This is a genomic window from Akkermansiaceae bacterium, assembly GCA_024233115.1.
GTDB lineage: Bacteria > Verrucomicrobiota > Verrucomicrobiia > Verrucomicrobiales > Akkermansiaceae > Oceaniferula.
Genome location: JACKQB010000004.1, coordinates 142,374 through 155,649, shown reverse-complemented (window position 1 = coordinate 155,649; position 13,276 = coordinate 142,374). Strand labels below are relative to the sequence as shown.

The 13,276-nt window shown below is 53.4% G+C and carries 11 protein-coding genes; 6 read left to right on the top strand and 5 right to left on the bottom strand.

Translation table 11 applies throughout. The features are described 5' to 3' along the window. Window positions 1–39: 39 nt before the first annotated feature. From H7A51_11680 to rsmH, 4 genes are all read right to left on the bottom strand, one after another. On the bottom strand, window positions 40–1,197 hold the full coding sequence (locus H7A51_11680; GenBank protein ID MCP5536876.1) for a hypothetical protein: 1,158 nt from the start codon (window positions 1,195–1,197) through the stop codon (window positions 40–42). 341 nt (window positions 1,198–1,538) lie between these two features. After that, on the bottom strand, window positions 1,539–2,702 hold the full coding sequence (locus H7A51_11675; protein ID MCP5536875.1) for a glycosyltransferase family 4 protein: 1,164 nt from the start codon (window positions 2,700–2,702) through the stop codon (window positions 1,539–1,541). Continuing rightward, window positions 2,689–3,462, bottom strand: a complete 774-nt coding sequence (locus H7A51_11670; protein MCP5536874.1) for a hypothetical protein — start codon at window positions 3,460–3,462, stop codon at window positions 2,689–2,691. The genes H7A51_11675 and H7A51_11670 overlap by 14 nt, the downstream gene beginning before the upstream one ends. A 136-nt stretch (window positions 3,463–3,598) precedes the next feature. Further along, window positions 3,599–4,642 (bottom strand): 16S rRNA (cytosine(1402)-N(4))-methyltransferase RsmH, encoded by a 1,044-nt coding sequence (rsmH, locus tag H7A51_11665; GenBank protein MCP5536873.1) that lies wholly within the window; start codon window positions 4,640–4,642, stop codon window positions 3,599–3,601. Between the two features lie 156 nt (window positions 4,643–4,798). On the opposite strand from rsmH, the gene H7A51_11660 reads away from it, so the two are divergent. The 3 genes from H7A51_11660 to H7A51_11650 all read left to right on the top strand — a co-directional run bounded on the left by H7A51_11660 (window position 4,799) and on the right by H7A51_11650 (window position 8,991). Continuing rightward, a complete protein-coding gene (locus H7A51_11660; GenBank protein ID MCP5536872.1) occupies window positions 4,799–6,256 on the top strand; it encodes an SUMF1/EgtB/PvdO family nonheme iron enzyme in 1,458 nt (485 codons plus the stop codon). Window positions 6,257–6,402: 146 nt separating this feature from the next. Continuing rightward, complete coding sequence (locus H7A51_11655) at window positions 6,403–8,112, top strand: tetratricopeptide repeat protein (protein ID MCP5536871.1); 1,710 nt, start codon at window positions 6,403–6,405, stop codon at window positions 8,110–8,112. 165 nt (window positions 8,113–8,277) lie between these two features. Further along, window positions 8,278–8,991 carry an RluA family pseudouridine synthase gene (locus tag H7A51_11650; protein ID MCP5536870.1) on the top strand — a complete coding sequence of 238 codons (714 nt, stop codon included), beginning with the start codon at window positions 8,278–8,280 and terminating at the stop codon, window positions 8,989–8,991. Between the two features lie 64 nt (window positions 8,992–9,055). Here the strand turns inward: H7A51_11650 and H7A51_11645 are convergent, their stop codons facing one another. Then, window positions 9,056–9,976: a PEP-CTERM sorting domain-containing protein gene (locus tag H7A51_11645; protein MCP5536869.1), complete on the bottom strand. Its 921-nt coding sequence runs from the start codon at window positions 9,974–9,976 to the stop codon at window positions 9,056–9,058. Between the two features lie 415 nt (window positions 9,977–10,391). Between H7A51_11645 and H7A51_11640 the strand changes: the two genes are divergently transcribed. The 3 genes from H7A51_11640 (at window position 10,392) to dinB (ending at window position 13,238) form a co-directional block, all read left to right on the top strand. Further along, window positions 10,392–11,402 carry an ROK family protein gene (locus tag H7A51_11640; protein MCP5536868.1) on the top strand — a complete coding sequence of 337 codons (1,011 nt, stop codon included), beginning with the start codon at window positions 10,392–10,394 and terminating at the stop codon, window positions 11,400–11,402. A gap of 86 nt (window positions 11,403–11,488) precedes the next feature. After that, complete coding sequence (locus H7A51_11635; GenBank protein ID MCP5536867.1) at window positions 11,489–12,148, top strand: serine/threonine protein phosphatase; 660 nt, start codon at window positions 11,489–11,491, stop codon at window positions 12,146–12,148. 52 nt (window positions 12,149–12,200) lie between these two features. Then, window positions 12,201–13,238: a DNA polymerase IV gene (gene dinB / locus H7A51_11630; protein MCP5536866.1), complete on the top strand. Its 1,038-nt coding sequence runs from the start codon at window positions 12,201–12,203 to the stop codon at window positions 13,236–13,238. The last annotated feature ends 38 nt before the right edge of the window (window positions 13,239–13,276 follow it).

Here is a 13,276-nt window from a genome sequence, read left to right as displayed (position 1 = left end):
TTGTATCATGGGTGTCATGGCAGTGGTATGGAGGTCAAGCTATTTGCCGCGACTCTTATCATTGTTGTTAAGCCAGACCGCCTTTTCATGGAAACGGTGATCCTTGCTATTCTGCACCGGACAGCGGATGAGGGTGTTTTTTTCCAACACGGTAGCGGGTCCGTTCGCAACAAGGATACCACGACAAAAGGCATCGCGGATATAGCAGCCGCGGATGATACCGGTGGAATTAAAGAACGCGACGGCATCATCCCCTGATGCGATAAACCGGCATTGGTTCACAAGGTGGCCTGATGAGGTCGGATCGTTTGGTTGCCCGATCTGTGGGCCACCGCCGGGGGCCGCCAGACAGGGCGTCTGACCGTTGATCGGCGGCGACCGGTCTGTCACGCAATGCAGGATTTGCACTTTCTGGAAGCCGCCTCGGAATACGCCACGCGTCTTTTGTGTCCATTTGACGGAATTGAAAATAAAATCCGAGCCCTTGGAAAGCCAGTATGTCTGCCCGCCGTGTTTTGACTTGATGCCAATCAATGCGCCTTTGGGATAGTTCGCCACATGACTCTTCCTCTTGAACTCGATCTCCCACAGCCGGCCCCGGAGATGCCTCGCGCGGACCCAGGGAATCTGGTGGTTGTCTGCCTCGATCAAATGGGGGTCGTTCCTGCTGTTAGTGTAACGCCTCAGATAACGTCCCTGATCGCTTTGGGGATTAAAGATCATCGCGGGGGTTGGAAATCCCCTCTGGATCTCAAGCATCACTTTTCCGGGTGAGGTTTCGATGACGAGCCCTTGACTGACGGTGTAATTCTTTCGGGTCATATGCATGTCGGCGAAGGTGACGCGGTACACGTCCCGTCCAAAAATGGCATGTTTGTTATCACCGAAGACCAACACGGTTTCATCCATACCCTTGCCCTGAAAAACGAGGCGCCCTTCCGGGCCGGGCTTGACCCCGCTCAGATCAATGGTACCCATGCTGTCGCTGTTGTCTTCCAATGAAAACGTCCCTTTGTCGAACTCCAGCATAATCACATCATTGGGTGATTTGTTGAAGTGGCTTTTGGCATCCTTCACCGCCTGTCCGATACCACCGGCGGTCATGCCGTATTGGGCACGGACATTCCACTTGAGTGTCTCCGCCTGTGTCAGCGGATGGACACCAAACAGGAGTAGCGATATAATCTGGATTTTCATGTCAATGCGTATCCTTACCAGTCCATACCCTAGCGATGATATGTTGTGATGAGCGAGTTATATTTTGTAGTTCTGTATCAACCCACCAGCTTGACTGATGCTACAAGGAGCCGCTGCGAACAACTGTGTTTATCCCGGCAAACAGAGGATCAGGTATATTTACACCTCTTTACCTGCTGTGCACTCGCTGCGTGGGTTGGATACATGACTGGAGCAACCTACCATGTAGATTGCAATCCATAAAACGATGGTGATTTACATGATTCTTTTTATTCACTCAAGGTGTAGCTCAACCAGTTGCGTAGATCGTAGGGAAAATCACGAGCGACAGATGATACCGCCTACTTCGAACGCTCACTTATCTTTCCCATACTGGATTTCATCTGATGCCAGATGCGGTTGCATTCACGGAGGATTTTTGAGAGTTTGACTTGGGTGCCCTTCATTTTCACACATTCCATCTGATGCGATTTCCCATGGAATTGAAGTTTCCACCCTCGAAATTCAGTCGGGGATCCTTCGGGGAAGTTTCGAATGCCCAGTCTAATTGATGGTTTGGCCACTACGGTTTGGTAGGTGCTCTCAACTTTGTCCAGCCATGCATCAGGTGTCAGGTTTTGCCTTACCCAGTCGGAAACCTGCTTGGAAATCCCGGCATCATAGGAGGTGATGCGCTTGCGCAAAAATTCCTCGGAATGAGGAAGGCAGAGTGCTTCACGGCCAAAGTTCAAGTGACGTAACTCCTCGATATTCTGCAAATCGACTTCCTCACCCATTCCATTGTCGCCGATTAGAATGACATAAGCACCTGAAGCCATCGCCTCCATCGCACAACGAGCCTTGCAGAAAATAATATCATACTCATGTAAATGTTCTTCCGGTTGATCAAAAAACCCATCGGCTCGTTCACCGGCTTCATGTAATTCGAGACCAAGTTCTATGCATACTTTCCGGATGAGTTGGAAATGTGCATCCGTGCGGATCGAGCCGGAATAGATCAACGCCTTGCGTGGGGTATCTGCAAAGGTGCTGCGTTGCTGGAATCGATCCACATCAACAACATTTCCAAGCAGGTGCACGGCTTCTCTGCCCACTCCCGTGGTATTGGTGATTCTCCTGGCTGTGAACCGGTCTACGGCCGCGTAGGCATCTGTCATATACCCAGGTGTTGGCTCGTCTGCACGACTGAGGCCATCATGGCAAACATATAACAACGGAGCTTCAGGAAAGGCGCAAGCTGCACGCAAAGACACCACGACGTGCTGACCATGGATCATGTCCGGAGTTTCCAAAATGGAGGCAAGGTCGTCCGTGACCGTAAACCCGTCAGCTTGTAGTTCTGCTGCTGTATTGCCGAGGCATGGACTGAAAAGCAGCACCTCATGGCCGCGCTTGCGCAAGCCCTCGGCCAGTTCAACGGCATATCGTTCTGTGCCGGAGCGGCGGCTTAAGGCGCCATTGGTAATCAAAATTCGCATGCGGCTCAGTCTGTTAGCAAGATGCATGGAATTGTTCACGGCACGCTTTCGCGAATGGAAGTACGTGTGTTGAAAATAGAATCAGGTCTGCATACTTACCTTCTGCGACACGCTTGCGCCCATAGGTTTCATAATAGACAGGTTCTTGGGGTGCAGGGATTTCCGGTGATGAGGCATTCTGATATAGTAATACCTCAGTTTTAAAGGCATCGGCGCCAGCGTGTGCAATAGCCATTTCCACCTCCTCGGCAAGTTCGGGATAATTGTGTGCCGCCGCAAGCTTTCTTTGAAAATCATGATCATCCAAGTGGATGATCTGATCATGATCCTTCGCGAGTAATGCAGTCTCAGCCGGGTTGTCCACCAGGTTAAACGAAAAATTATCGACAACATATTCTTCCGCGCGCAGCCGTGCACAGAGAATGTTGATCATGTAGCGTGTCATGTCATGTGCGGTGTTATAACCTTCGATTGAATCACCAACAATGGTTAACTCGCGAGGGCCAGCTGCGGAGACTGATTGATAGATATCCACCAAAGCTGCGGTAAATCGAGTGGCATCCATCGCTAACAGATCATGATAGAAGTCCCCGTCTTGCATTTTGCCAAAGAAACTTCCTTGGCTGGCATCGGCATTGACAACCACCTTATCCGTGGATTCGATACGCCCTTCACTCAAGGACCCTGAGCCATTGGTGAGCACAAAGACCTCGGGTCGGTGTATTTCCATCCAGCGGTAGGCTCTCAACTCATGCCCTGGATGTCCAAGAATCATGTATTTATTCATTCTGTGATAACGTGCAAGGATTGATGTTATGCGAATCAATATGTTAAGTAAATATTTATTTGGAACGCGGGCATGGGGTGCTCCTGAACCTGGAATAGATTGCGCCGACAAAGCGTCGCCATGTTGGGGTCTGGCGCTATGGTGTTTTTACTGCCCAGCGCAGCTTGGCGGAGCTAGCCCTTGGATTGTCGTATTTCTCGCTGTGTGAGGCGCGAATGACATTGTCGCTGATGGCACTATAGGCCCCGCTTGCGAGCCCCTCTTTGAAGGCGTTTTTCACCCGTCGGTCCTCGCCGCTGTGGAAGGCCAGGACCGCGACGCGTCCGCCCGGCCTCAAGCAGTCGGGGAGTTCGCGCAGCCAGCCGTCGAGGACTTTGAATTCATCGTTGACCGCGATGCGGAGTGCCTGGAAAACAAGACGCTGGCTGAGTTTGATACGGTCCGCATCGTAGGATCGGGGCAGGGCCTGCGCAATGGCACGGGCGAGTTCTCCGGTGGTGTCAAATGCCTGATGGGCCAAGGCGCTGGCCAGTCGCGAGGCGTTGGGCTCATCTGCGTTTTCGCGCAATAGGTCTGCGAGGTCCTGTTCGTTGAGCTTTTTGATCAAGGCACTGGCTGACACCCCTTTGTTAGGGTTCATACGCATGTCGAGCGGCCCCTGGTGCTTGAAGCTGAACCCGCGTGCGGGGTTGTCAATCTGCATCGAAGAGACACCGAGGTCGGCGAGAATGGCATCGGCGCCGTCGTGCCAGCCGGTTTTTGCCAGCACAGCGCGCAGGGCGACGAAGTTGGTGCGCTCGCACTTGAGGGATTCAGCCGGGAAACCGGCCGAGCGCAGACGCGTCTCGGTTTTGGGCAACTCGATGGGATCCTGGTCTACACCGAGCAGGCAACCGCCGGGTTGTATGGCTTTTAATAGTTCTATGGCGTGACCACCATATCCGAGCGTGCTGTCGACCACCCGTTGACCCGGTTGGACAGAGAGTGCCTGCATGATTTCGCCCACCATGATAGGCACATGTTGCCCGGCGGGAGTTTTGCCACCAGCCAGGACATGGGCCACAGTATCCGCGTAGCGTTCTGGATTGAGCTCTTTGTATTTGTCCTCGAAGCGCCGCGGGTTCCTGCCCCTATATCTTACCCGGCGCTTGTGGGGTTCCGAAGTCTCTTCACTTGTCATGCCCCGAACATGAGGGACGGGCGCAGGGAAGCAAGCGGAATGGGAGGGAGAAGGGTCGGGAAATGAAGTAGCGGCTTAAACGCTGCTTGAAATTCAACCAAGCGAGCAAGCTTTCAACTTGAATTTTAGGCCAATTCATTTCATGATGCAATGATCATGAGGAACTTATCCCTTTTATCAGTCGTAGCCATCCCGTTTATCTGGGTATCCAATTCCGTTGCCGAACCATTTACGGGGAGTATTGTCTTTGAGCAATCAGCCATGGGCGGAGCGGGCGAAAAAATGTTTAAAGACCTCGCTCCTGGCAAAATCACCGTGCACATCGCCCCGCACGCTTACCGCCAGGACGAGGTGGGTGGTATGAACGAAGGTAGTTTTGTGATCAAAAATGGATCGACGTCGGCGCTGATGCTGAACACTAACAAAAAAACAAGCACGCTGGGAGGAGCCGCGAATATTGATTCATACAAGGAGGAGGTGCGGAAATTCATGGTCCATCATTTTAAGACCGAGCTGGAGGCGACCGATGAAACACTTGAGATAGCAGGTCATCAGACGAAAAAATACAAGGTGCTGAAATCCGCCTTCGTCAAGCCGGACGCGGTGGCCCACATATGGGTGGCTGAGGATATTGACTTCAGCGGTCATCGCTACGATTTTCAGTTTCCAAATAACCGGACCACAGCACCACTACCCATGTCGATCCCCGTTGAAAAAGGGAGCGTATTGAAAATGGTTGTGTTGGAAAACGGGACGACTGTCACTGTGGTGGCGACGCGTATCACTCCCGGGAATCCTGATCCTGCGCTCTTTACCAAACCGACCGATTACCAGGGTGCGGACTTTCCAGAGCCACCAAAGGAAATGGAAAAACCTACGGGTCCCATCGCGGATGTATCGAAGTTGGCCGCATCCGTCACTAACGGAATCGGCATGAAACTCGTCCTCGTCAAGCCCGGTGAGTTTTTGATGGGGAGTTCGGAAGACGAGCCGAACCGACACGATAATGAAACCCAACATCAGGTTAAAATTACCCGCCCCTACTACATCGCCACCACAGAAGTGACACAGTCACAATGGAAGGCCGTGATGGGTGTGGATTCACCATCGAACTTTAAAGGTGACGATCTGCCGGTTGAAAAAATCACCTGGCAACAGGCACAGGATTTCTGTCAGCAGCTATCAAAAAAAGAAGGGAAGAACTACCGGCTTCCGACAGAGGCCGAGTGGGAGTATGCCGCGCGTGCAGGGGAAACGGTCGATTTCAAACCGATGAAAACCTCCGAGCGTAAAGCATGGATCGCGGAGCGGGCATGGTTCTATGACAACGCCAAGTACAAGACGCATCCTGTCGGCCAACTCAAGGCGAATGCGTGGGGCCTGTATGATGTGTTAGGTAATGTCGAGGAGTGGACGAGCTCGGGTATCGGGAAATACCCGCAAGGCCCGGTAATCGATCCGCAAGGGTTTGTCAGTGACAACAAGGTTGTGCGCGGCTCAGGCTGGATCAGCAGTTATGATTGGATTCGCCCGGCAGCCCGGATGAATCAACCTGCCGATAAAGAAAAGTCCACCATTGGTATGCGGGTTGTTTACGAACCATCGGCAGAGTAGTTGGCGGTTCTTCATAGGGGCGGCTGGTGTAATGTTAGGTAGATTTGCCGAACAGCAGGTCTTGCCTGCTTGAAGCTCCTGATAAAAGCATATCCACCCATGCACGGCTTTACTTTTCTCGCAAGATTTCCCAGACTCGGTGCCTTGTGAGTAGAAAAAATACGTACCGGAGTTCGATCGTTTGCATCGCCCTGGCGTGTGCCGTCGCTATCGTTTACGCGCAGACGGCGACCTTCGAGTTTGTTCGTTACGATGACCCGCTTACCCTGACAGAGAATACAGTGGTCATGCGTGGATTAACCATCGACGGCTTGGTGCACGCATTCACCCGTGCCGAAATCAACCTCTATCATCCAGTTACCACGATCTCGCATATGGCCGATGTGAGCTGGTTCGGGCTGGATGCGGGATTCCATCACCTCGCTAATGTTGCCTGGCACGCGTTGGCCTCCATACTGCTCTTTCTCGCGCTGCGCTCGCTGGCGGGCAGGCTCTGGCCGAGTGCCGTGGTCGCCGCCCTGTTTGCGCTGCATCCCGCAAACGTCGAATCCATCGCATGGATATCCCAGCGGAAGGATACAATGGCCGCTTGTTTTGTTTTCGCCGCCTTGATTGCCTACTGCCGATATACCCGGGTGCCGACGCGGATCAACTATGCCATGGTCTGTGGTCCTGTGCTTCTGGCCATTCTGGCGAAACCTGTGGCCGTGGTAATTCCAGTCCTCCTGCTTGTGTTCGACTACTGGCCTCTTGACCGTTGGCGGTGGCAGTGGTGCAGAATAAGAAATCTGGCTATCGAGAAAATCCCCCTTTTAGCTCTCTCGGTGGTGGGTGGTTTGCTTGCCCTCTATTTCCAGTCTGAGAGTGGCAATGCAGCGACGGGAAGCCTGCTCGGTCCAGTGGAAAAGGCCGCCATGGCGATGCATAACTATGCGCTTTATCTTGGCAAGGTTTTCTATCCGGTGGATCTCGCCTACTTCTATCCCTATCCCGACCGGGTATCCACATTGAAACTCATCACAACAGCAGTAGTGGTTGGTGCGGTCAGCGGGTTCTCGTTGTGGGCGGCCCATCGTGGATATCGATATGTCCTGACAGGGTGGCTCTGGTTTCTTGTGGCACTGGCGCCGACGATTGGTCTCGTCCCAGTGGGGGAATCTTTTCTTCCTGATCGATACCTCTATTTGTCTTCGATTGGGATTTTCATCATCGTTGTGTGGGGAACGTCTGATGTCCTCGACACACTTCAGATGTCGAGACGGGAACAGCGCTGGATCGCAAGCGTTTCAGCCATAGCGTTACTCGGCATCATGGCATTCCAGTCCTATCATCAGTGCCGTGTCTGGCGAAACACACTGAGCCTGGCACAGCATGCTGTAGATGTGGTGCCGGATAACTACGCTGCCTACGATATGGCGGGGACGGCACTCCATGAAGCGGGTCGTATCGATGAGGCCATAAGCTGTTTCGAGAAGGCTATTACGATCCGGCCGGATCACCAAGCCGCCTACGTCAATCTTGGTGTCAGCTACCAGGCACTTGGGCGGGATGATGAGGCACTGTCAGCCTACCTCAAGCAACTTGAGGTTTCGCCCGGAAATATACGGGCAATGAGTGGTCTTGGAAGTATCTGGATAGAGCGGAAAAACTACCTTGCCGCCGAACAGGTATACCTCCAGTGGAGCTGTGTTGAGCCAGACTCACCCAAGGTCTGGTCCAATCTGGGTGCAGCACGCTTTTATGGCAAACGCTGGCAAGCGAGTGCTGAGGCCTTCCAAAGGGCCGCTGAGTTAGAACCTGGAAACAAGGAACATCTCAGGAATAGCAGGGCGGCGATGGAGATGATACACAAGTAGAGGGGCAAAGCGGGACGCGCAATCCCTTAAGTGAGTATACAGCCTCTATTTGGCTCGCAGTTCGCGCGGCATGGGCTAGAATGGGTCACAATCACCGCCCGACGGATGCTGGAAGTGTTCATTCATTGCTGGCGATAGTTGCCTAACATTTGCATTCAAAATTCGATGCCCAAACCAGCAAAACCATTTAAGCCCACCCCGAAAAGGTTTCATCCCAGCAGTCTGCCCATTATCTACGAGGATCACGACATCCTGGTGGTCGATAAGCCAAGCGGACTGTTGACGGTAAGCACTGACCGCGAGCGGGACCGGACGGCTTATGCCTATCTGATGGAATACGTGCGCAAAGGGCAGGCCAAATCGCGGAGCCGGGTGTTTGTCGTGCATCGTCTCGACCGCGAGACATCGGGGCTGTTAGTGTTTGCCAAGTCTGTCGACATGAAAAGCAGGCTACAGAAGGAATGGGAGGGTTTCCAGAAAACCTATCATGCCGTGGTGCGCGGTCGTCCTCCGGAGGAAAAGGGCGTGCTTGCCTCCCACTTGGCGGAAAACGGCGTGCATAAAATGGTTTCCGTAAAGTCTGCTGACGATGGCAAGCTGGCAAAAACCGCTTATCAAGTGGTCAGGAAAACCAAGGGGTACAGTCTTCTAAAAATTGATTTGATGTCAGGAAAAAAACACCAGATCAGGGTGCAGCTTGCCGATTGCGGGTGCCCGGTGGTGGGTGATAAAAAATACGGCAAGGGTGAAAAGGGAACTAAGCGTCTGATGCTCCACGCAGGCTCGCTAACGATTAAACATCCCTATACCGATGATTGGATGACTTTCGAAAGCAACATGCCCCAGTATTTTGACGCCCTGTTGAAGGGCGCGCACTAAGCTCGCACGATGATCAGCGGCGACGGCCTCTGTTTATTGTATGAACACTATGCGGAACACAAATTTACCGTGAACCTTTCCGTTTTCGTCCAAGCATCAAGGTTCCCGCAATGATCAACATGATACCAGCGGATGGTTCGGGGACTTGAGCTGGCGCATTACCTGCAAATCGGTAATCAGAGCCAGATGCGGAGGTGATGGAAATGTCCCCGTTGTCCAAAGGTGTGTATCCCCCGGAACCATCGGAAACGAGGAATTCAGCTCCCATGTAGTTGAAAGAATACTGCAGGTTAGCGGCAATTCTCCATGATGCGTCGCCGAGGTCTTCACTCTGGCTGTCGATCATGGCATGGGTTGTAAATTCCCTGTGGAATTCAAACTGCGCGCCAAAGGTGATCGGGAGGTCGTAGGTGAGCGTGAGTCCGGTATTGGCGGGGATGGCATCACCGGTTGCCCCTGTGTCGGTGCGTAGACTGCCACCCCTTGTTTGGTCAAAACCTCCTGATGTCAGACGCGTTCGTAAGCTCCATTCGGATAACCCGTAGGCATTGAGTGGGGGAGTGCTGACGTCGTTTTTCAGGTCACCTGTGACTTGATAGCTGAATCTCATTATACCCATGTTTCCGGCTTCCAGTCCATGCCCGACCGTGACAATGTCCCTTATGTTAAGATTAACCGAGGCATCAGGATTTGACAGAAACCCAGATTCATAGCGAGCTTCGGCGTAGAGACGGGTGGATAGGGCGTTGGCACTAAACCCTCCGGATGCCTCGTCACTGGTAAACTGGGTAGCACCGGTTTCAGGATGAAATGGGTCCAGAAACACACTACCGTTGTTATCTTCTATGAGAGAGCTGTCGAGTTCGATTCTTAGACTGATTGTAACTTCGGCGCTGTAGCTGGTGATCGATGAAAAGCAGAAAACTACGACAGCAAGCAGTATGCCCGTGGCAAGACGGTGTTCTGGAATGTGGTTGTATTTCATGGCTAGGAGGAGTTGTACATCATTAAAGCATCGGAGATCAAAGCATAGTATCGGCTCGCATGACAAGATAAAATTCTATCAACGGAAACCAAGAAACCAAGCCGGCCAGATATTGAAGCACGCCTTGCTGGAGGGGGGCCGGCTGAACCAACAGTTACAGGAAGTGGCAGCGCGTGAAATGTTGTCGACTTTCCGGCAGCGAAATTACGAGGTTTTCCAGTATGAAAATGCGCCCTGATTCCAGGGCATACTGATGCAGCTGTGCGTTCTGAGTCGACTCAAGGAGGTGATGTAAAACGAAATTCAAAAAACATGCGTGGTCGGAAATGGTGAGTGGGGGTAAGCCGTTGTTTCCAATGTCGATGGCCAACTGTAAAGTTGCGCTCAATAAACGCAGCTCGTATAAATACTCCACATGAAAAACTATTTTGCCGGACTCGACATCGGAGGAACTACGATTAAATGCATGCTTGTTGACACTACTGGCGAGCTTGTTGGTGAACTCATCGAGGTACGTAGTTTCGTAAAAGAGGGATATCGCCGGACTTTCGGCCAATTGCGCGAAGCGATGTCTGAACTCGCACAGCAAGCGGGGATTACCACCGATGACATTGCCGCCGTCGGGCTGGACGTGCCGGCGCCCTGTTCGAATGGCGTGGTCTGGGGGAAAGCCAATCTCGGTGATGACTGGGTGGGCACGGATATCCAGGGAGAGTTTTCCAAAGCGGTCGGTAAACCGGTGATTATGACCAACGACTGTAACGCCGCCGCTTTTGGCGAGTGGATGTATCGTCGGGACCATCAGGGCGGGTTGCTCTACGTGGCTCCCGGCACTGGTCTGGGCGGTGGTATGGTGATGCCCGGCGGATTACTTTATGAAGGCAATACCGGCCTCGCCCTGGAAGTGGGCGACCTCTCGGTGCCGCGTTTTGAAAACGGCGAACTGCCGGTCGATGGCCGTGGCCGCAAAGGCTGTATGGAGGCATGGGTGTCACTGATCGCATTGCGCCGACAGCTCGCCAACGCTCTCACCCAACCGCAATACAGCGGGCACCCACTGGCGAAGTCAGATGCTCCGATCGAGGAAAAGGCTTTCCAGGTGCGTGACTACGCTGAAGAAGGAGACCAGCTCGCCCGCGAAATCTTTGCTCTACAGGCCAATGTATTAGGCCACGGGCTCGGGGATCTCGCCAGTATTCTTGACCCGGGATTGATCACCATCGGTGGTGGCCTGGCCGAAACCGGATTCCGTGACTGGTTTATTGAAGAAGTGAGAAAGGGCTTCGCAGAGAGAGCCATGCTGCCCTACCAACGATGCCCGCTGCCACCTCACGCGCCAACCACCCTGATCGAGTGGGCGATCGGTGGCGATGGGGCCGCTGCCTACGGGAGCGCCCGCAAAGCCGCCGAGCTTATGCCCGGGTAGCCGGGTGCAAACTGACTGGCCTGCTCCCGTTAGGGTCAAAAAATGCGTGTCGGTTAGTAAGATCCATGCTTACACTTTTCCCCGACATGAGAACACTTGCCATCGGAGACATACACGGCTGCCTTGCCCCGCTTCAACAACTCTGGGAGGTCATCGACCCCCAACCCGACGACCGTATCATCTTTATGGGCGACTACATCGACCGGGGTCCTGATTGCAAAGGTGTGATCGATTTCCTTATCCACCTGCATCAGCAGAAATGGAATATCACCTTTCTCTCGGGCAATCACGAGGAGAAGTTTTTTCTCTCGGAAATGGATCTGACCGACCGCGATCACTGGCTCCGGGTATGGGGGGGGCCTGAAACGCTTGAGTCCTACGGTCCTGGAGGTTTCGACGATATCCCGGATTGCCACTGGGAGTTTCTCCGCAAGTGCCGCCCTTATCTGGAAACCGATACCCACATCTTCGTGCACGCCAACCTGGAGCACGACGTTCCTCTCGACCAGCAACAGCCCTTTACTCTGATCCACAAGAAGTTTGGCACACCCAGACCCCATATGTCCGGCAAGGTCATGGTCTGCGGCCATACCGCCCAAAAATCCCATGTTCCCGCCAACCTTGGCCACGCCGTCTGCATCGATACCGACGTAGGCCGCGGCGGATACCTGACATGCCTGCACGTCGAGACTGGCAACTACTGGCAGACCAACTTCGCCGGCGGGGTGCGGGAAGGCAAGATCTAGCGAAGCGGGTTTTATACAGAACATTAACACTTGAGGTTCAAAAAACAAAACACTGAAAAAAATCATCCATATCGACATGGACTGCTTTTACGCGGCCATCGAGGTGCGCGAGAACCCCTCTCTGCGCGGCAAACCTGTCGCCGTCGGCGGCGGTAGCCGACGTGGTGTGATCTGCGCCGCCAACTACGAGGCCCGGAAGTTCGGCGTCCACTCCGCCATGCCCGGATTCAAGGCCACCCAGCTGTGCCCGCAGCTCATCATGCTGCCAGTCCGGTTCGATCTCTACCGGTCTGAGTCCGCCAAAATCAAGGCCATCTTCGGCAGATTCACCGAACTCATCGAGCCTCTATCTCTCGATGAAGCCTATCTCGACGTCAGCCACTGGCAAAGCACTGCGGCTGCCATTGCCAAGGAAATACGCGCCGAGATCCACGAGGAAACAGGCCTCACGGCATCGGCGGGAATTGCACCTAACAAAATGCTCGCGAAGATCGCCAGCGACTGGAACAAACCCAACGGCCAGTTTGAAATCAAAACCGGGGACATTCCCGCATTTATGGAAAAACTTCCGGTCAAAAAACTCTGGGGTGTCGGCAAACGCATGCAGGAAAAACTGCAAGCCATCAACGTGCAAACCTGTGGCGACCTGCAACAATTTGATAAATTCACCCTCTCACGCAAATTCGGTAAATGGGGTATCGACCTCTACGACCTCTGCCGGGGCGAAGATGGTCGTGGTGTGAAACCTAGCCGCAGCCGCAAATCCATCAGCCAGGAAACCACCTTCGCCGAAGATATCTCCGACGTGCAAACCCTCATCCCCAACCTCCAACAAATGCAGTCGTCCATCCAGGAGACCCTGGATACAAAGTACCGCACCCGTACGGTGCGCTCCCTGGTCATCAAACTCAAGTTCTCCGACTTCACCCGCACCACCGCCGAACGCGCCCACCCCGCCCTGGACACAAGCATCTACACCACCCTGTTGCAAGAAGCCTGGAGCCGGGGCCAAGGAAAACCCGTGCGCCTCTTCGGAATAGGAGTCAGACTAACAGACGAAAAAATCGACCCGCAGATGGAGATGTTTTAGGATGGTATGACTGACTGGTTTTAGCTAACTTGAGCAAG

Coding starts and splice junctions, on each gene's coding strand:
- H7A51_11675 (MCP5536875.1), bottom strand. CDS start 2,702: ATGCATCTTGCTAACAGACTGAGCCGCATGCGAATTTTGATTACCAAT.
- H7A51_11645 (MCP5536869.1), bottom strand. CDS start 9,976: ATGAAATACAACCACATTCCAGAACACCGTCTTGCCACGGGCATACTG.
- H7A51_11660 (MCP5536872.1), top strand. CDS start 4,799: ATGAGGAACTTATCCCTTTTATCAGTCGTAGCCATCCCGTTTATCTGG.
- rsmH (MCP5536873.1), bottom strand. CDS start 4,642: ATGACAAGTGAAGAGACTTCGGAACCCCACAAGCGCCGGGTAAGATAT.
- H7A51_11670 (MCP5536874.1), bottom strand. CDS start 3,462: ATGAATAAATACATGATTCTTGGACATCCAGGGCATGAGTTGAGAGCC.
- H7A51_11680 (MCP5536876.1), bottom strand. CDS start 1,197: ATGAAAATCCAGATTATATCGCTACTCCTGTTTGGTGTCCATCCGCTG.
- H7A51_11640 (MCP5536868.1), top strand. CDS start 10,392: ATGAAAAACTATTTTGCCGGACTCGACATCGGAGGAACTACGATTAAA.
- H7A51_11650 (MCP5536870.1), top strand. CDS start 8,278: ATGCCCAAACCAGCAAAACCATTTAAGCCCACCCCGAAAAGGTTTCAT.
- H7A51_11635 (MCP5536867.1), top strand. CDS start 11,489: ATGAGAACACTTGCCATCGGAGACATACACGGCTGCCTTGCCCCGCTT.